The organism is Glycomyces sambucus (assembly GCF_900102815.1).
In the GTDB taxonomy this organism is placed as follows: Bacteria; Actinomycetota; Actinomycetes; order Mycobacteriales; family Micromonosporaceae; genus Glycomyces; species Glycomyces sambucus.
In genome coordinates this window covers 108,572-125,252 of record NZ_FNGF01000003.1, presented here as the reverse complement: position 1 = coordinate 125,252, position 16,681 = coordinate 108,572, and the positions used below count along the sequence as shown (strand labels likewise).

General features: G+C 73.5%; 12 protein-coding genes. 5 read left to right on the top strand and 7 right to left on the bottom strand.

Annotation, left to right across the window (positions count from 1 at the left end; genetic code table 11):
* Positions 1–9: 9 nt before the first annotated feature.
* The 4 genes from BLS99_RS10315 to nuoK are packed head-to-tail and all read right to left on the bottom strand — an operon-like array spanning position 10 to position 5,537.
* The gene (locus BLS99_RS10315) at positions 10–1,662 is read right to left on the bottom strand and encodes an NADH-quinone oxidoreductase subunit N (protein WP_091048253.1); all 1,653 of its coding nucleotides are present in this window, start codon (positions 1,660–1,662) and stop codon (positions 10–12) included.
* Positions 1,662–3,383 carry a complex I subunit 4 family protein gene (locus tag BLS99_RS10310; protein ID WP_245712238.1) on the bottom strand — a complete coding sequence of 574 codons (1,722 nt, stop codon included), beginning with the start codon at positions 3,381–3,383 and terminating at the stop codon, positions 1,662–1,664. The genes BLS99_RS10315 and BLS99_RS10310 overlap by 1 nt, the downstream gene beginning before the upstream one ends.
* Before the next feature lie 49 nt (positions 3,384–3,432).
* Positions 3,433–5,226, bottom strand: coding sequence for an NADH-quinone oxidoreductase subunit 5 family protein (locus BLS99_RS10305; RefSeq protein ID WP_091048249.1), 1,794 nt, complete (start codon positions 5,224–5,226; stop codon positions 3,433–3,435).
* On the bottom strand, positions 5,223–5,537 hold the full coding sequence (gene nuoK / locus BLS99_RS10300) for an NADH-quinone oxidoreductase subunit NuoK (protein ID WP_091048246.1): 315 nt from the start codon (positions 5,535–5,537) through the stop codon (positions 5,223–5,225). The genes BLS99_RS10305 and nuoK overlap by 4 nt, the downstream gene beginning before the upstream one ends.
* A gap of 313 nt (positions 5,538–5,850) precedes the next feature.
* On the opposite strand from nuoK, the gene BLS99_RS10295 reads away from it, so the two are divergent.
* Together BLS99_RS10295 and BLS99_RS10290 are read left to right on the top strand one after the other, a co-directional pair.
* Positions 5,851–7,893, top strand: a complete 2,043-nt coding sequence (locus tag BLS99_RS10295) for an acyltransferase family protein (RefSeq protein WP_091048243.1) — start codon at positions 5,851–5,853, stop codon at positions 7,891–7,893.
* Positions 7,894–7,979: 86 nt separating this feature from the next.
* Entirely contained in the window at positions 7,980–9,881 is a 1,902-nt protein-coding gene (locus BLS99_RS10290) for a serine hydrolase domain-containing protein (protein ID WP_091048238.1), read from the top strand.
* A gap of 54 nt (positions 9,882–9,935) precedes the next feature.
* Here BLS99_RS10290 and BLS99_RS10285 read toward each other — a convergent pair whose 3' ends face one another.
* Positions 9,936–10,610, bottom strand: coding sequence for a TetR/AcrR family transcriptional regulator (locus tag BLS99_RS10285; protein ID WP_245712214.1), 675 nt, complete (start codon positions 10,608–10,610; stop codon positions 9,936–9,938).
* A 103-nt stretch (positions 10,611–10,713) separates the two neighbouring features.
* On the opposite strand from BLS99_RS10285, the gene BLS99_RS10280 reads away from it, so the two are divergent.
* Positions 10,714–11,430 (top strand): NAD(P)-dependent oxidoreductase, encoded by a 717-nt coding sequence (locus BLS99_RS10280; protein ID WP_091048232.1) that lies wholly within the window; start codon positions 10,714–10,716, stop codon positions 11,428–11,430.
* Positions 11,431–11,449: 19 nt separating this feature from the next.
* Here the strand turns inward: BLS99_RS10280 and mqnP are convergent, their stop codons facing one another.
* Positions 11,450–12,334: a menaquinone biosynthesis prenyltransferase MqnP gene (gene mqnP, locus BLS99_RS10275; RefSeq protein ID WP_091048229.1), complete on the bottom strand. Its 885-nt coding sequence runs from the start codon at positions 12,332–12,334 to the stop codon at positions 11,450–11,452.
* Between the two features lie 24 nt (positions 12,335–12,358).
* Complete coding sequence (locus BLS99_RS10270; protein WP_091048225.1) at positions 12,359–13,828, bottom strand: menaquinone biosynthesis decarboxylase; 1,470 nt, start codon at positions 13,826–13,828, stop codon at positions 12,359–12,361.
* 375 nt (positions 13,829–14,203) lie between these two features.
* On the opposite strand from BLS99_RS10270, the gene BLS99_RS10265 reads away from it, so the two are divergent.
* On the top strand, positions 14,204–15,802 hold the full coding sequence (locus BLS99_RS10265) for an MFS transporter (protein WP_245712213.1): 1,599 nt from the start codon (positions 14,204–14,206) through the stop codon (positions 15,800–15,802).
* Between the two features lie 14 nt (positions 15,803–15,816).
* Positions 15,817–16,482, top strand: a complete 666-nt coding sequence (locus tag BLS99_RS10260) for a TetR/AcrR family transcriptional regulator (RefSeq protein ID WP_091048221.1) — start codon at positions 15,817–15,819, stop codon at positions 16,480–16,482.
* Positions 16,483–16,681 lie beyond the last annotated feature (199 nt).

Here is a 16,681-nt window from a genome sequence, read left to right as displayed (position 1 = left end):
ACCGGGACTTCACCGTGAAACGGACGTGAAGTCCAACACGAGCTGCGGCGCGAGCGAGACCGCGGCGAGGGCGAGGCCGGCCAGGACGAGCGCCACCGCGTACCGGCGCGGGGCGGCCGCGGCGCGGCCGGTCAGGAGGACCCGGGCGAGCGGCAGGTAGTACGCGAGCCCGACCACGGCCCCGGCCGCGACCACGACGGCGAGCCACACGGCCGAGGAGGCGAGCACTTCGAGGACGGCGACCTTGGCGAACGTCCCCGCGAGCGCGGGCGGCAGCCCGGCGAGCCCGATGACGGCCGTCAGGAGCACCGCCGCTGGCAGCGGCGCGGCCTTCCACAGCCCGGAGAGCTCCGCGATCCGCCCGCCGGGGTCGTCGTCGCGGCGCTGGAGTCCGGCATTTCCGGCGTCAGCCTTCAAAACGGACCCCCGGGGACCCCCCGATTGCAAGTCTGCCTTGGGGGTCCGACGCTCCGCCGACGCGACCTGGGCTCCGGTTTCGCGGTCGGTTGCGGTATCGGTTGCGGCCCTGGTTGCGGCCTCGGTTCCGGGGGCTGGTGCGGCCCCGATTCCGGTGGCCGGCGCGGGGCCGGGTCCGGGTTCCGGTGCGGGGTCCGCGGCGAAGAGGTCGGCGGTCTCGGGCCGGACGGCCGTCAAGGCGGCGAACGCGCCCGCCTCCAGGAGGACGAAGAAGACCGCGTAGGCGAGGGTCGCGGAGGCGGCGGGGCCGGCCTGCTCGCGTCCGGCCGCCGTGGCGAGGACCGCCAGCGGGGCGAGCGCGTACCCGGCGTGGGCGATGCCCGACCAGGCGAGCAGCGGCACCGTGCGGCGCTGCACGAGCGCGCCCAGGTTCCCGATGAGGATCGAGGCGACGCTGAGGACCGCGGCGGTGATCCCGGCGCTCGCCTCGCCCGCGAGTCCGAAGTAGACGACCCAGGTGACGGCCGCGGCCCCGCCGAGCTTCGACGCGCTCGCGAGGTATGTGGCGACCGGCAGCGGGGCGCGTTCGAGGACCAGCGGCGCCCACGAGTGCAGCGGCGCGGCGGCGAGTTTGAAGGCGAGTCCGGCGAGCAGGAGCGCGACTCCGGCGGCGGTGAGGCCCGCGTGCGCGTCCGCGAGGCCCGCGCCGAGGCCGGCGAGGTGCACGGTCCCGCTCGCGGCGTACAGGAGCGCCGCGCCCATGAGCGCGGTCGCCGATGCGGTCACCGAGGCGATGAGGAAGGTCGTCCCGGCCTCCGCCCCGGCGCGGCCGGGGCGCGCCACCAGGACGTACAGGGGCAGGGTGAGCGTCTCGACGGCGACGACGAGCGTCACGAGGTCCCGTGCCCCGGCGAGCGCGATCCCGCCCGCGGCGGAGGCCGCGAGGAGGAACCAGTACTCCCCGGCCTGGCGCCCGCTCACAGCCGCGACGAGGACCGCGAGGCCCGCGAAGAGGGCGGCGGTGCCCATGGCGGCGTCGTCGGCGACGTAGGAGTGCCACTCGCCGACCGCGAACGTGGCCCGGTCCGGCCCGAGGCCGACCCAGACGGCGGCGCCCGCGGCGGCGGCGAGCCCGGTCATGGCGGCGCCCTTCGCGAAGCGGCCCGCGAGCAGGGCGAGCACCGCGGCGGCGGCCGCGAGGTACAGCGGCAGCAGGGCCGCGTGGTCGATGTCCTGGACCCGCATCAGAGCAGCCCCTCCGAGAACAGGGCCAGGAGCGGGCCCGGGACGAGCCCGAGGAGCAGCGTCCCGGCCACGAGCGGGGCCCAGACCGCGGCCTCGGCGGCCGAGACGTCGCCGATGCCGTACACGGCGGGCGCGACCGGGCCGTGGCTGACGCGTCTGAGCATGCGCAGCAGGTACGCCGCGGCGAGGAACGCCCCGAACGCCGCGGCCGCGGCGAGGCCGAGCCAGGCGCCGCCGCGTTCGGCCGCCGCGTACACGGTGAACGCCTCGCCCCAGAACCCGGCGAGGCCGGGCAGGCCGAGGGAGGCGAGGGCCGCGAAGCCGAGGAGCCCGGCGAGCGCGGGCGCGGCGAGGCGGAGGCCGCCGAGGGCGCCGAGGCTGCCGGTGTGGGTGCGGGCCTTGAGGGCCCCGGCGAGGAAGAACAGGAGGGGCGTGACGAGGCCGTGCGCGAGGTTGCCGAACAGGGCGGCGCGGACGCCGGCCTCGGTGCCGGCCGCGAACGCGAGGACCACGAACCCCATGTGGCCCACCGAGGAGTAGGCGATGAGCCGCTTGATCTCGGGGAGGCGCAGGCACACGAGCCCCGCGACGAGGATGCCGAGCGCGGCGAGGGCGGCGAGCACGGGCGCGGCGTCGGCGGCGCCGTCGGGGGCGAGGCCCCCGGCGACCCGGATGAGGCCGTACGTGCCGAGCTTGAGGAGGACGCCCGCGAGGAGCACCGAGCCGACGGTGGGCGCGGCGGTGTGGGCGTCGGGCAGCCAGGAGTGGAAGGGCCACAGGGGTGCTTTGACGGCGAACCCGAGGGCGAGGAGCGCGAAGACCAGGAGTGAGCGGTCGTCGCCCACGCCGCCGTGGAGGAGGATCGCGCCGAGGTCGGCGGTGCCGGTGTCGGCGATCGCGATGAACAGGCCGGTGGCCATGAGGAGCGACCCGGCGACGGTGAACAGCGCGAACTTCGCGGCGGCCCGCCGCCGCGCGGCGGGGTCGCCGTAGCGGTGGATGATCGCCCACATCGGGAGCAGGACCGCCTCGAACGCGATGAAGAACAGCACGAGGTTGTCGGTGAGGAACACCAGCGTCGACGCGGCCTGGACGGCGAGGAGCAGCGCGGTGAGAATCGGCGACTGCCACCGGTCCCCTTCGGGCTCACCGCCGCCGGCCCCGGAGGGCACGCCGTGGACCGGCGCCGCCGCTGGGAAAGGGCCCCCGGTTTCGAAGCTACCCGGAGGTTCCTGAAGGGAACCTGAAGCGCTGCCTGATGCGCCGTCGGCGGGCACGCCTCGGACCCGGCGCGCGGCCGGGGAAGGGCCCCCGGTTTCGAAGCTACCCGCGGGGACCTGAAGGGGAGCTGAAGCGGCCCGGTCGGCGCCGAGGAGGTCGGCGGCGCGCTGCTCCGCGCCGACCGCGTTGTGGACGCAGCACAGGACCCCGAGGAGCGCGGTGAGGAGTGCGAGGGTCCACGAGACGCCGTCGACCGCGAGCGAGAACTCGAGGTGGAGCGACGGGGCCCACTCGATCGAGACCTGGTGCCACCACGCGCCGGTGAGCTCGCCGTCCGCGACCAGCCAGGCGCCGCTCCCGCGTCCGACCGGCAGCATCGCCACCGCCGCGAACGCGAGCGCCGCCGCCCCGGCCCCGATCCAGTGCGCGTACGGCCGCCGCCGCAACCGCCACACGGCGAGCGCCCCGGCGGCCGGGAGCGCTGCGGCCAGGATCAGCATCACGCCCACGAGCCCGCCCCCCTGACGAGGTCCGCGGCGACCGTCCCCATCAGCTCCACAGGCTCACCCCGATCGCGACCACGGCGACCACCAGCGTTCCGGCCGCGCTCAGGCGCAGGTACCGCACCAGGCCGCCCCGGTGCCCCGCCGCCGTCCCCTCGGCCGCCGCGAGCGTCGCCCGGGCCGAGCCCTCGATGGCGCCGCGGTCCACCAGGCGCACGTCGAGCGCCGTCGCCGCCGCGCTCGCCGCCGCCGCGGCCCCGCGAGTCGCCTTGGCCGCCAAGCGCTCGCCGTACAGGCCCTCCGCGAACGCGTCCCGCGCGCGCCCGAGCACCCGGGCCGGGTCGCGGTCGGGGGCCGCCCCCGTGCGCCGGGGCCGGTCGCGCCACCACGAGTCGGCGATCACCGCGAACCCGCCGAGCGTCGCCAGCAGGAGCAGGGCCATGAGGTCCAAGTGCAAGGCGGGCAACGAGAACGGCCCGAAGTAGTACACCGCCCCGACTCCCATTGTTGCGATCGTCAACGCCCACAGGCTGAACGACTCCGCGCGCGGCACCGCGGACCGCGCCGCCGGGCCCCGGCCGCGCCAGAACACCAGCAGCCACAGCCGCGCCGCGTACGCCGCCGTCAGGATGCTCGCCCCGACCCCGGCCCAGAACACGACCACCCCCGCGGGCGTCCCCGCCTCGTAGGCCGCGCTGAGCACCGCCTCCTTGGAGTAGAACCCGCCCAGCGGCGGCAGCCCCGCCATCGCCGCGAGCCCGATCGTCATGGCCCAGAACGCCAGCCGCGAGTCGCCCGGCCGCAGCCGCGTGCCCGCCAGCGACCCGTCCGTCCCCGCCAGCGCGATCACCACACCCGCGGTCAGGAACAGCAGCCCCTTGAACGCCGCGTGCGACACCAGGTGGAACAGCGCCGCGCCCGGCGCCGCGACCGCCACGGCCGCGAACATGAACCCGACCTGGCTCACCGTCGACCACGCCAGCACGCCCTTGACGTCGCGGGCCGCGAGCGCGCACAGGCCCGCGCCGACCATCGTCACCGCCGCCGTCACCGCGACCACCAGGAGCAGCCGCGGCGGCCACACCGGCAGCAGCCGCGTGAGCACGTACGCCCCGGCCGCGACCATCGTCGCCGCGTGGATGAGCGCGCTCACCGGGGTCGGCCCGGCCATCGCGGGCGGCAGCCACACCTGGAGCGGGAACTGCGCCGACTTCCCGATGCAGCCGAACAGGATCAGCAGCACCGCCGCCCCGGCCGCGGGCGCCTCGCCGAGCCCGCCGATGCGGAACGTCCCCGCCGAGACCCCGAGGATCATGACGCCCAGGACGAACGCGACGTCGCCGAACCTGGTGACCAGGAACGCCTTCGCCGCCGCGCCCGGCGCCTGCGGGAGCTTCGCGTAGTGGGCGATGAGGAGGTACGAGCACGCGCCCATGACCTCCCACCCGACGAGGAGGAACACGAGGTCGTCGGCGGCGACCACGAGGAGCATCGCCGCGCAGAACAGGTTGACCTGGGCCGCGAACGGCGCGTAGCGCGGGTCGTCGCGCAGGTACGCGGCCGAGTAGAGCTGCACCAGGAGCGACACGGCCGCCGTCGCCACCGCGACGGCGCACGCCGCGGGGGAGAGGTCCAGGGCCGCGTCCACGGTGACGGTTCCGAAGTCCGCGAGCGTGTACGCGGTGCGCGGGTTCCCGAACGCCGCCCCCACCGCGCACGCCAGCGCCGCGGCCGGTCCCGCGTACGCGAGTATGAGCGCGGCCGGGCGGTGGCGCACCAGGAGCCCGGCGAGTCCGGCGGCGGCCGGGGCGGCGATGAGGAGCCAGGCGAGGGCGTTCACCGGCGGGCCTCCGCTTCGTCCTCTTCGGGCAGTGCGTCGGTGTCGATCGAGGCGCGCTCGCGCCACAGGTTGAGCACGAGCGCGAGCCCGACCCCGACCTCGGCGGCGGCGATGACCACGATGAACAGCGCGAAGCTCTGCCCGGTGAGCGAACCGGCGACGAGGTCGGTGGTGACGAGGACGAGGTGCACGCCGCCGAGCATGAGCTCGGCGGCGGCGAGCTGGAGGACGGCGTTGCGCCGGGTGAGGACCCCGTAGAGGCCGATCGCGAAGAGGCCCGCGGCGATCAGGTACCCGATCAGCGGATGCACTGGATCCTCCCCGCGGGGACGGGATCGGTCGATCGGGGCCACATGGCCCCATCTTGGACCACGCGGCCTGGGAAAGTCCAGACCCGGCGCCGTGTCGATCCGGTCGGAACGGCCCCCGGGCCCCGCGGCCCGCGCCCGACGCGTCCCCGGGACCCCACCGGACACTCGGCCCCCGCCCGGCCCGGCGCCGCGGGCCCGGTTCACGGGGTGTTCACCGGGCGGCCACCCGGGCGGCCCTTCCGCGTCGGCGCCGGGTCGCGGGGCGTCTCTACGCTCCGCAGGTACCCCGCCGACCCTCCTCATCGATGCGAGCATGTCCACTCTCACCACCGCACCGCCGGTCCCGACCCCCGCCCCGGCCCGCCCCGACACCGGGTTCCGGCCCGAGGTCGAGGGCCTGCGCGCGGTCGCGGTCCTGCTCGTCGCGGTCTACCACGTCTGGTTCAACCGGGTCTCCGGCGGCGTCGACGTCTTCCTGTTCCTGACCGGGTTCTTCATCACCGGCTCGCTCACCAGGTCGGTCGAGCGCACCGGGAGCGTCCGCGCCGCGTACTTCCTCTCCCGCCTCGCCCACCGGCTCCTGCCGACGGCCGCGGTCGTCATGGCCGGGACGCTCGCCGCCGCGTACCTTTGGCTGCCGGCCTCGCGCTGGCCCGCGGTGTTCGACGAGACGACCGCTTCACTGCTGTACTACGAGAACTGGGCACTGGCGGCGAAGGCCGTCGACTACCTGGCGCGGGACGGCGCGCCGAGTCCGCTCCAGCACTTCTGGTCCCTGTCGATCCAGGGCCAGTTCTACCTGCTGTGGACGGTGCTGGTGGCGTTCGCGGCGGTCCTGGTCCGCACCCGCGGGGTGCGGCTGCGCGAGGCGGTGCTCCTGCTGTGCGCCATGGTGTTCGCGGTGTCGCTGACGTACTCGGTGGTCACCACGGGCACCCGGCAGGCGTGGGCGTACTTCGACACGGGGGCGCGGCTGTGGGAGCTCGCGCTCGGCGGCATGTTCGCGCTGGCGCTGCCGTACCTGCGGCTGCCGCGCGCGGTCCGGGTCCCGCTGGGCTGGTTCGGGCTCGCCGCCCTGCTGTCGTGCGGTGCGCTGCTGGAGGTCTCGACGCTGTTCCCGGGCGCGGTGGCGCTGTGGCCGGTCGGGGCGGCGGCGTGCGTGGTCCTGGCGGGGTCGACGGGGCTGCCGTTCGCGGCGGACCGGCTGCTGACGTGGCGGCCGGTGATGCGCCTGGGGGCGTGGTCCTACGCGCTGTACCTGTGGCACTGGCCGATCCTCGTGGTCTACCTGCACCGGACCGGCCGCGAGACGGCGACGCTCGCGGGCGGCGCGGCCGTCCTCGCCGCCGCGCTGGTGCTCGCGGCGGCCACGACCTGGCTCGTGGAGGGCCGCGTGAACGCGTTCATGAAGCGCCGCAAGGGCAGGCGCTGGTCGCTCGCCGCCGCGGCGGTGTTCGCGGTCCCGCTGCTGGTGGCGACCCTCGGGGCCCAGTACGTGTACGCGCAGCGCCACGGCCCCGACTGGCGCGAGCTCGCCGCCGACCGCGCCGCGTACCCGGGCGCGGCAGTCCTCACCGATCCGGCGCTCGCCGCCGGCCTGGAGGACGCGCCGTTCCTGCCGCCGCTCGACGACGTCCTCGACCTCCCGGTGATATACGCCGAGGGCTGCGACGCGGGCCTGGACGGCACCGAGGCCGTGCCCTGCTCCTACGGCGACCCGGACGCCGAGCACACGGTCGCGATCGTCGGCGGCTCGCGGATCGCGCACTGGTTCCCAGCGTTCCACGGCGCCGCGCTCGACGCGGGCTGGCGCCTGGTGTCGATCACCAAGTCCGGCTGCCAGTTCTCGACCGAGACGCCCCGCAACGACGACGCCGAGGAGGCCGCCTCCTGCGTCGAGTGGAACGAGCAGGTCGTCGGCGTCCTCGACGAGCTGCGCCCCGATTTGGTCGTCACCCTGTCCTCGCGGGCGTTCCTCACCGGCGAGAACACCTACCCCGGCTTCGCCGACCGCTGGCGCATGCTCGACGACTGGGGCGTTCAGGTCCTGGCCCTGCGCGACCTGCCGCGCCTTGAGGAGCCCCTGCCCGAGTGCGTCGAGCGCGAATCGGTCGCCGCGTGCACGACCCCCGTCGGCCTGTCGCGGTCCGACGCGGACCCCGCAGGGGAGTACCCGGACGTGCCGGCGAACGTGGCCTTCGGTGACCTCGTGGAGTACGTGTGCCCGGACGGGACCTGCCCGGCCGTCACGGGCAACGTCCTCACCTTCCGGGACCACTCCCACCTGACCGCGACCTACTCGGCGACCCTCGCCCCGTACGTCGGGGACCTGGTCCGCGAGGTCACCGGCTGGTAGCCGCTCCGGGGGTAGGGCGGGCCCCACCCCGGACCGACCGGGCTTCCTCATTGGGAACGCCGTTGCGCGCCAATAGTGTTCACACCATGAACAAGCCCCTGCTCCTCCTGGTCCCGGCGCTCGCCGCGACCGCCGCACTCCTCGCCGCCCCCGCGTTCGCGCACCCCGCCCCCGCCCCGACCGCCCGGGCCGGCACCGCCGAGTCCGCGGCCGACCTCATCGAGACCCGCGTCGCCGAACTCCTCGACGAGCAGAAGGTCCCCGGCGCCGCCGTCGCGCTCGTCGTGGACGGCGCACCCGTCCTCACCGCGGGCTACGGCGAGGCCGTCGTCGGCGCCGCGGACTTCGGCACGGGCACCGCCTACTACACCGGCTCCGTCGCGAAGCTCTTCACCACCGCCGCGGCCCTGCGGCTCGTCGGCGAAGGCGCCCTCGACCTCGACGCCGACGTCAACGACGTCCTCGCCGACGTCGAGGTCCCCGACACCTTCCCGGGCGAGCCGGTCACCCTGCGGCACCTGCTGACCCACACCTCCGGCTTCGAGGACCGCATCGCCGGCTGGGCCCGCTGGGCGCCCGCGGAGATGCCGACGCTCGCCGAGTTCGCCGCCGACGAGATGCCCGAGCGCCTCCGCGAACCCGGGACCGTGACCGCCTACAACAACTACGACATGGCGCTCGCCGGCCTCCTCGTCGAGGACGCCTCCGGGCTGCCGTACGCCGACTACGTGGCCGAGCACGTGTTCGCGCCGCTCGGCATGGACGCCACCGCCGCCGTGCGCGAGGAGCCCGCCAAGGGCCCCGCGGCCGCCGAGGGGTACCGGTACGCCGATGGCGGCCAGGTCCCCACGGCGGGCCGGCTCGCCCCCGCGACCCCCGCCGGACCGGGCGTCCTCACCACCGCGGAGGACATGAGCGCCTTCATGACCGCGCTCGCCACCGGCGACCCGCGGCTCGGGGAGGGCGTCGCCGAGCAGATGACGACCCGCCAGTTCGGCATGGACGACCGCATGCCCGGCATGGGCTTCAGCTTCCAGGAGCTCGCCGGGCCCGGCGACGGCGTCTGGTTCAAGGCCGGGGACCTCTCCGGCTACCACACCTCGCTCGCGGTCGTCCCCGCCCGCGGCATCGGCGTCCACATCGCCGTCAACGGCGACGGGGAGGACGCCGCGGCCACCGTCGCCGCCGCCGAGGCGATCGTCCACGACGTGCTCGCCGATCTCGACGCGCTGCCCGCCGCCCCGGAACGCGAAGCGGCCCGGGACGACCTCGACGCCTACACGGGGGAGTACACCAGCGTCCGCACCACCCGCTCCGACTTTACCGAGCTGACCCGCGTGTTCGCCCCGGTCACGGTCGAGGCCGCCGACGGCGGGCTCACCACCACCGGCCTCTCCGGCGACCCGGCCGTCCCCGAGCAGCACTGGACCCCCGTCGGCGACGGCCTGTTCCAGGAGCGCGACGGCACCGCCACCATCGCCTTCACCGCCGACGGGTACCTGCTCACCAGCATGAGCCCGACCGCCGCGTACGAGCCCGTCCCGCGGTACGACTCGACCGCGGTCCACCTCGCCGCACTCGGCTTCGGCGCGGTCGCGCTCGCCGCCGGATTCCTGGCGCTCACCGCCACCGGGATCGCGCGGGCCTTCCGCCGCGGCGAGCGCAAACCGCTCCTGCGCACCGCGACGGCCTGGGCCGCGTGGCTCACCGGCGGCACCGCCGCCGCGGTCCTCGTGCTCCTCGCGACCGCCGTCGCCGACGGGAACCTGCTCGTCCAGCAGGTCGTCACCGGCGCCGGGGTCCTCCCGGCGGTCCTGGTCCTGTCGTACGCCGCGGTCGGGCTCGCCGCCGCCGCCCTCGTCCTCTACGCCGCCGCGGCCGCCAAGCGGCAGTGGACGGCGCGCACCGCGACCGGCCAGGGCTTCGTGGTCCTCGGCGGCCTCGCGTTCGCCGCGATCCTCGTCAGCCTCAACCTCGCGGCCTTCTAGCCCCGCTCCCCGGACGCGGCGGCCCGGTGCCCTTGTCGGGCACCGGGCCGCCGCTCACCACTGCTCGCGGCGCCGCTCCATGCCGTCGAGGATGAGGTCGAGCCCGATCGCGAACTCGTCGCCGTACGCGTACCCGGGCTTCATGGCGTGCTCGACGGCGATCTCGGCGAGGTACGGGAACGCCTCGGCGGCCCGCGCCATGATCCCGGCGGCCAGCTCCTCCATGTCGTCGCCGCCCGCGGAGTCGAACGGCAGTGCCGCCTCCTGGATCGCGAACCCGTACACGTAGCTGTCCAGCAGCGAGATCGAATGGGCCGCACCGGCGACGGAGAAGCCGTCCCGGCGCAGGCACCCGAGCACCGCGTCGTGGTGGCGCAGCGTCGCCGTCCCCGCGTCCAGCCGCGAGTCCATGAGCCCGACCGCCCACGGGTGGCGGTTCAGCGCCGCCCGCATCGACCCGGCGCGCAGGCGCATCCCCTCCCGCCAGTCCTGCCCCGGCTCCGGCAGCTCGACTTCGGCGAACACGAGGTCCACCATGCCGTCGAGCAGTTCGTCCTTGTTCTTGAAGTGGTGGTAGAGCGCCATGGCCCGCACGCCCAGGCGCTCGGCGAGCTTGCGGGTGCTCGGCACCGCGCCGCCCGCCGCGTCGGCCATCGCCACGGCCGCGAGCAGGACCTTCTCCCTGCTCAAGGTCCCTCGGGCGGACTGCGTCGCGGGTTCGTCGCTCACGTGGGCTCCTGTTCGTCCGGTAGGCGGGCGGTTGTACTGTACACCGTACAGTTTTCCTGTACAGTGTAAAGGAGCAAGCACCCTTCGACTGAGGAGCAACGTCATGGAACTCATCCCGCAGACCGGTGTCGGCAAGAAGGTCTGCATCGTCGGCGCGTCGGGCAAGCTCGGGCGGTACATGGTCAAGCACGCCCTGGACCGCGGCTACGAGGTCGTCGGCGTCTGCCGCGAGAAGAGCGTCCACAAGCTCGCCGAGTACGCCGACCGCATCACCGTCCACGGCGCCTTCACCGACGACCGCGCGGTCATCGAGCGCGCCGTCGCGGGCTGCGACGCCGTCCTCACCGTCCTCGTCCCCTGGGGCGTCCACGACTACGCCTCGGGCACCGCCAAGGCCGTCATGGACTTCGCGAAGCCTGATGCGCGCCTGATCTTCTCGTGCGGCTGGCACATCACCCGCGACGGCGGGGACCGCTACAAGCGCGGCATCAGGGCCGCCGTCGCCTTCGCCAAGTTCATGAAGATCACGCGCCTGGTCGACATCGCCGACCAGTACCGCGCCACCGACGCGATCTTCAGCAGCGACACCAGGTGGACCGTCGTGCGCGGCAGCGACCTCGAAGAGGGCCCCAGCGAGGGCCTGCCGGTCTGGAGCCGCCACGTCGGCGACCCGGTCCTGGAGAGCAACCTGACCCGCCGCACCGACTTCGCGCTGTTCATGGTCGCCGCCATCGAAGACGACTCGCTCATCGGCGAGGCGCCCGCGATCAACGGCCGGCTCACCCCCTCCGCGATCGCCCACGCCGAGGGCGCCGTCTAGCGATCGGAGCCGGCTCCGGCTAGCGCAGCAGCAGGTCCGCGAGCGCGAACGCGAACAGGGCCACGGCCACGAAGCCGTTGGCGGTGAAGAAGGCCCGGTTGACCTTGGACAGGTCGCCGGGCCGCACGATCGAGTGCTCGTAGACCAGGGCGGCCGAGACCAGGCCGAGCCCGATCCAGTACAGCAGCCCGAACCCGGTGAGCAGCCCGAACCACGCGAACAGGCCCACCGTGACCACGTGCGCGATCGAGGAGGCGCGCAGCGCGGCCTTGACGCCCCACCGGGCCGGGGTCGAGTGCACGCCGATCTCGCGGTCGATCTCGACGTCCTGGCACGCGTAGATGAGGTCGAACGCGCCGATCCACAGCCCCACGGCCGCACCGAGGACGATCGCCGGGCCCGCGCCCGCGAACGTCCCGGTGACGGCCAGCCACGCACCCACCGGTGCCACCATCTGGGCCAGGCCCAGGACCGCGTGCGGATAGTCGGTGAACCGCTTCGCGTACGGGTAGACGACCAGCGGCGCCACGGCCAGGGGGCTCAGGTAGAAGCACAGCGGGTTGAGCGCGAACGCCGAGGCCAGCAGCAGCACCAGGCTCACCGCGCAGCCGGTGTACGCCGTCCGCAGCGACACCGCGCCCGTCACCAGCTCGCGCTTGGCCGTGCGCGGGTTCTGCGCGTCGATCCTGCGGTCGATGATCCGGTTCGCGGCCATCGCCAGCGTCCGGGCCGCGACCATCGCCACGGTCACCAGGACCAGGTCCCACCAGGAGAACGCGTCCTCCAGCACCATCACCGTCAGGGTCGACAGGTACGCGAACGGCAGCGCGAACACCGAGTGCTCGAAGGCGACCAGCTTCAGGAAGTCCTTCACGTGGTTCGGGCGCGGGGCAAGGGCGGTCACGGTGTGCTCCTCAATCGGGCGGCGCTAGCCGAGCCCGTACTCTTTCCAGCGCCGGTCCACGGTGGCCTGCACCGACGCGCTCATGCGCATCGCCTCGGGCCAGCCGCGCGTGTAGCCCTCCTCGGGCCACTTCGCGGTCGCGTCGATCCCGGCCTTGCCGCCCCAGAACTGGTGGTACGAGGCGTGGTCGAGGTGGTCGACCGGGCCCTCGGTGAGCAGCAGGTCCCGCGAGTAGTCCACGTTCCCCAGTGCGCGCCAGGCCACCTCGCGGTAGTCGTGCACGTCGCAGTCGGCGTCGACGACCACGATGAGCTTCGTCAGGCTCATCATCTGGAGCCCCCAGATGGCGCTCATGACCTTCTGCGCCTGCTTCGGGAACTTCTTGTCGATCGAGACGATCACGCAGTTGTGGAACACCCCCGCGGCCGGCATGTCGTAGTCCACGATCTCGGGGATCATGATCTTCACCAGCGGCAGGAACGTGCGCTCGGTCGCCTTCCCCAGGCCGTGGTCCTCCTGGGGCGGGGCCGAGGTGATGATGGTGTGGTAGATCGGCTTGCGCCGCATGGTCATCGCCTCGATGCGCATCACCGGGAACGGCTCCACGGGCGTGTAGAACCCGGTGTGGTCCCCGAAGGGCCCCTCGGGCAGGCGCTCGCCGGGCTCGGCCCAGCCCTCGAGGACGATCTGCGAGTTCGCCGGGACCTGGAGCGGCACGGTGAGGCAGTCGACCATCTCGACGCGCTCGCCGCGCAGGAACCCCGCGAACAGGTACTCGTCGATGTCCGGCGGGAGCGGCGCGGTCGCGGCGTAGGCCATGACGGGGTCGGGGCCGATCGCGACGGCCACCGGCAGGCGCTCGCCGCGCTTCTCGGCCTCGGCGTAGTGCGAGGTGGAGTTCTTGTGGATCTGCCAGTGGAGGCCGATCGAGCGCTCGTCGTGCTGCTGGAGCCGGTAGAGGCCGACGTTGCGCTTGCCGGTCTCGGGGTGCTTGGTGTGGGTGAGCCCGAAGTTGTGGAAGACCCCGCCGTCGCCGGGCCACACCTGGAGGCCCGGGAGCATGCTCAGGTCCACGTCGTCGCCGGTGAAGACGACCTCCTGGCAGGGGGCGTTCTTGATGCGCTTGGGCGGCACGGACTTGAGCTGCATGAGCTTGCCGAGGCCGTCGCGGATGCCGGCCCAGCCGACGGGGAGCTCGGGCTTGGCGAGCTCGCCGATGCGCCGGCCGATCTCGTCGAGGTCGCCCACGCCGAGGGCGCGGGCGGTGCGTTCGGTGGTGCCGAAGAGGTTGATCGCGATCGGGATGTCGCTGCCGGCGGGGTTCTCGAACAGGAGCGCGGGCCCGCCCTCGCGGATCACCCGCTGCGTGATCTCGGAGATCTCCAGGTGGGGGTCCACCTCGGCGGAGATCCGCTTGAGGTCGCCGTCGGCTTCGAGGGCGGCCAGGAACGACTGGAGGTCGTCGTACGGGAACTTGGGTGCCACGGGGCCCATTCAACCACCCGGGGCCCCGGCCGCCCGGCGAGCCCGAGACGGAGTGAACACGGTCCTTCGCTCGGCGTTCACGGCGGCGCCTTCTCCGGCTCGGCGGGGGTGTCGCACCCCGGCGGTACGATTCCCTGTGATCTACTTAACGATACGGTACCGTATCGTTTCGGAATGGCGTAGCGTCGTTCCCAACACCGTGCCGCCCCGCGGAGCCCACCGGCCCCCGGGATCTCGCGGCAGCCGCGCCCGGGCCGTCACAACTCCCGCCCGCGGAACGTCGACGTAGACGACACCACATCCGAATCACCACCCGCGGTATCGGCGCCGCGGCGTCATCTCCGCACCGACTAGCCCCGGTGCGAACGCAGAAACGGAAACCCTGTGAGCGATACCCGTTCCGAACCGGTCCTGGAGGCCGGCTCCGACGACCAAGGCCACCCGCGCAGATGGGCCATCCTCAGCGTCCTGGTGCTCAGCCTCATCGTGGTCGTCCTCGACAACACCGTGCTCAACGTCGCGATGAAGACCCTCGCCGACCCCGAAGAGGGCGTCGGCGCCACCCAGAGCGACCTCGCCTGGATGATCAACTCGTACACGCTCGTCTTCGCGGGCCTCCTGTTCGCGTCCGGCGTCATCGGCGACCGCATCGGCCGCAAGCGCATGCTCCTGGCCGGCCTCGTCGTCTTCGGCGCCGCCTCACTGCTCTCGGCCTACTCGACCACGCCCGACCAGCTCATCTGGTACCGCGCCCTCATGGGCGCCGGTGCGGCAATCATGATGCCCTCGACCCTGTCGCTGCTGCGCAACGTCTTCTCCGCCAAGGAGTTCCCGAAGGCCCTCGGCATCTGGACCGGCGCCGTCGGCATCGGCGGCGCCATCGGCCCGATCGTCGGCGGCGCGCTCCTCGACCACTTCTGGTGGGGCTCGGTCTTCCTCATCAACGTGCCGATCGTCGTCTTCGGCCTCATCGCCATCGCGATCCTCGCCCCCGAGTCCAAGGGCAGCCAGACCAAGGCCGACTTCGTCGGCATGGCCCTGTCCATGATCGGCCTCGTCAGCCTCACCTACGGCATCATCGAGGCCGGCGACGCCGGCTCGTGGGCCGGCATCGAGGTCTGGGGCACCATCGCCCTCGGCGTGATCGTCCTGGCCGGCTTCGTCCTGTGGGAGCGGCGCACCCCGCACGCCTCCCTCGACATGAAGCTGTTCAAGAGCACCCGCTTCTCGGCCTCCTCGGCCATCATCACCCTGACCTTCTTCGGGATGATGGGCCTGATGTTCTTCATGACCTTCTACCTCCAGATCCTGAAGGACTACTCGCCGCTGGAGACCGGCCTGCTGTTCCTGCCGTTCGGCGCCTCGATGCTCGTCTTCGCGCCGCTCTCGAACACGCTCGTCAACAAGTTCGGCGCCAAGGCCGTCGGCATCGTCGCGATGCTCCTGGTCATCACCAACTTCGCCGTCACCGCGCTCGTCCTGGAGGCCGACACCTCGATCTGGGTCGTCATCGTGCTGTTCTTCATCACCGGCGCCGGCATGGCCAACCTCATGCCGCCCGCGATGAACACGCTCATGTCCTCGGTCCCCAGGGAGAAGGCCGGCGTCGGCTCGGCCCTCGCCAACACCCTGCGCCAGGTCGGCGGCGCCCTCGGCGTCGCGGTCCTCGGCACGGTCATGGCCCAGGTCTACCGGACCGAGATCACCGACGCCGCCCCGCAGCTGCCGGACGCGGCCCGCGAGTCCTACGCCTCCACGTACGGCGCGCTCGAGACCGGGGAGTTCCCGGCCGACGCCGCCGCGCAGGTCGCGCAGGCCGCGAACGACTCCTTCATCCACGCCCTGCACACCACCGCGTTCGCCGCGGTCGCCGTGGGCGTGGTCGGCCTCGTCATCATCGCCGCGTTCTTCCCCGGGAAGCGCCGCGGCGGCGGGTCCGAGGCCCCCGCCGAGGCGGCCGAGCCCGCCCTCGTCGAGGTCTGAGGGACAATCGAGTCATGCGACCCGAGCTCCGCGATGCGACAGCCCACCACCGCGCCCCCGCGGCGACGGCCTCTGCGGCGGCGGCCCCCGCGAAGGGCCGTCCCCGCAGCGAGGCGGTGAGCCAGTCCATCCTGGAGGCCGCGCTGGACCTCATCGCGGAGCACGGGACGGTGACCGACGTCAGCGTCGAGGGTGTCGCGGAGCTCTCGGGCGTCTCGAAGGCCACGATCTACCGGCGCTGGTCCTCCAAGGAGGAGCTCATCGCCGCGGCCTTCGAGAGCATCAAGGCCCCCAAGCCGGACGGGATGCCGCGCACCTCGCTGCACGACGACCTCGTCCACATCGGCCACAGCATGCGCCGCACCTACGGGCCCCGCGACATGAAGGTGGTGCGGTGCATGATGACGGTCTTCCACGAGGACCCCGAGTACAAGCACCACCACGACCGGCTCGTGGACCAGCGGCGCCGGTTCGTGCGCGACACCTTCGAGTACTGGGCCGAACGCGGCGAGGTGGCCGCGGACCTCGACCTCGACCTGGCGGTGGCGATGTTCACCAGCCCGCTGCTGACGATCTTCGTCTACGGGCAGTACGCGCACCTCCAGGCCGACGACACCGTCGAGCGCTTCGTCCACCACCTCCTGCGCGGCATCGGCGGCCCGCTCTGCGAGTCCCGCTAGGGGCGGGAAGCGAAGCAGGAAGCACCGCAAGGAGCTCTGCAAGAAGCACTGCAGCGCTCGGCGGCCCCGGCCGGTCATCTGACCGGCCGGGGCCGCTTCGCGTCGCACTCGGGTTTTGCGGCCGGGCCCCGCCGTCCCGCGGGGCCCGGCCTCCGGAAGGAACCGAGGATGTGGTCTTCGGGCGGGCCCGGCGTCGAGG

What these genes read in the sequence shown, in the direction of transcription:
- BLS99_RS10260 (WP_091048221.1), top strand. Translation starts at nt 15,817, where the DNA reads ATGCGACCCGAGCTCCGCGATGCGACAGCCCACCACCGCGCCCCCGCG.
- BLS99_RS10280 (WP_091048232.1), top strand. Translation starts at nt 10,714, where the DNA reads ATGGAACTCATCCCGCAGACCGGTGTCGGCAAGAAGGTCTGCATCGTC.
- BLS99_RS10315 (WP_091048253.1), bottom strand. Translation starts at nt 1,662, where the DNA reads ATGCGGGTCCAGGACATCGACCACGCGGCCCTGCTGCCGCTGTACCTC.
- BLS99_RS10290 (WP_091048238.1), top strand. Translation starts at nt 7,980, where the DNA reads ATGAACAAGCCCCTGCTCCTCCTGGTCCCGGCGCTCGCCGCGACCGCC.
- BLS99_RS10270 (WP_091048225.1), bottom strand. Translation starts at nt 13,828, where the DNA reads ATGGGCCCCGTGGCACCCAAGTTCCCGTACGACGACCTCCAGTCGTTC.
- BLS99_RS10310 (WP_245712238.1), bottom strand. Translation starts at nt 3,383, where the DNA reads ATGCTGATCCTGGCCGCAGCGCTCCCGGCCGCCGGGGCGCTCGCCGTG.
- BLS99_RS10295 (WP_091048243.1), top strand. Translation starts at nt 5,851, where the DNA reads ATGTCCACTCTCACCACCGCACCGCCGGTCCCGACCCCCGCCCCGGCC.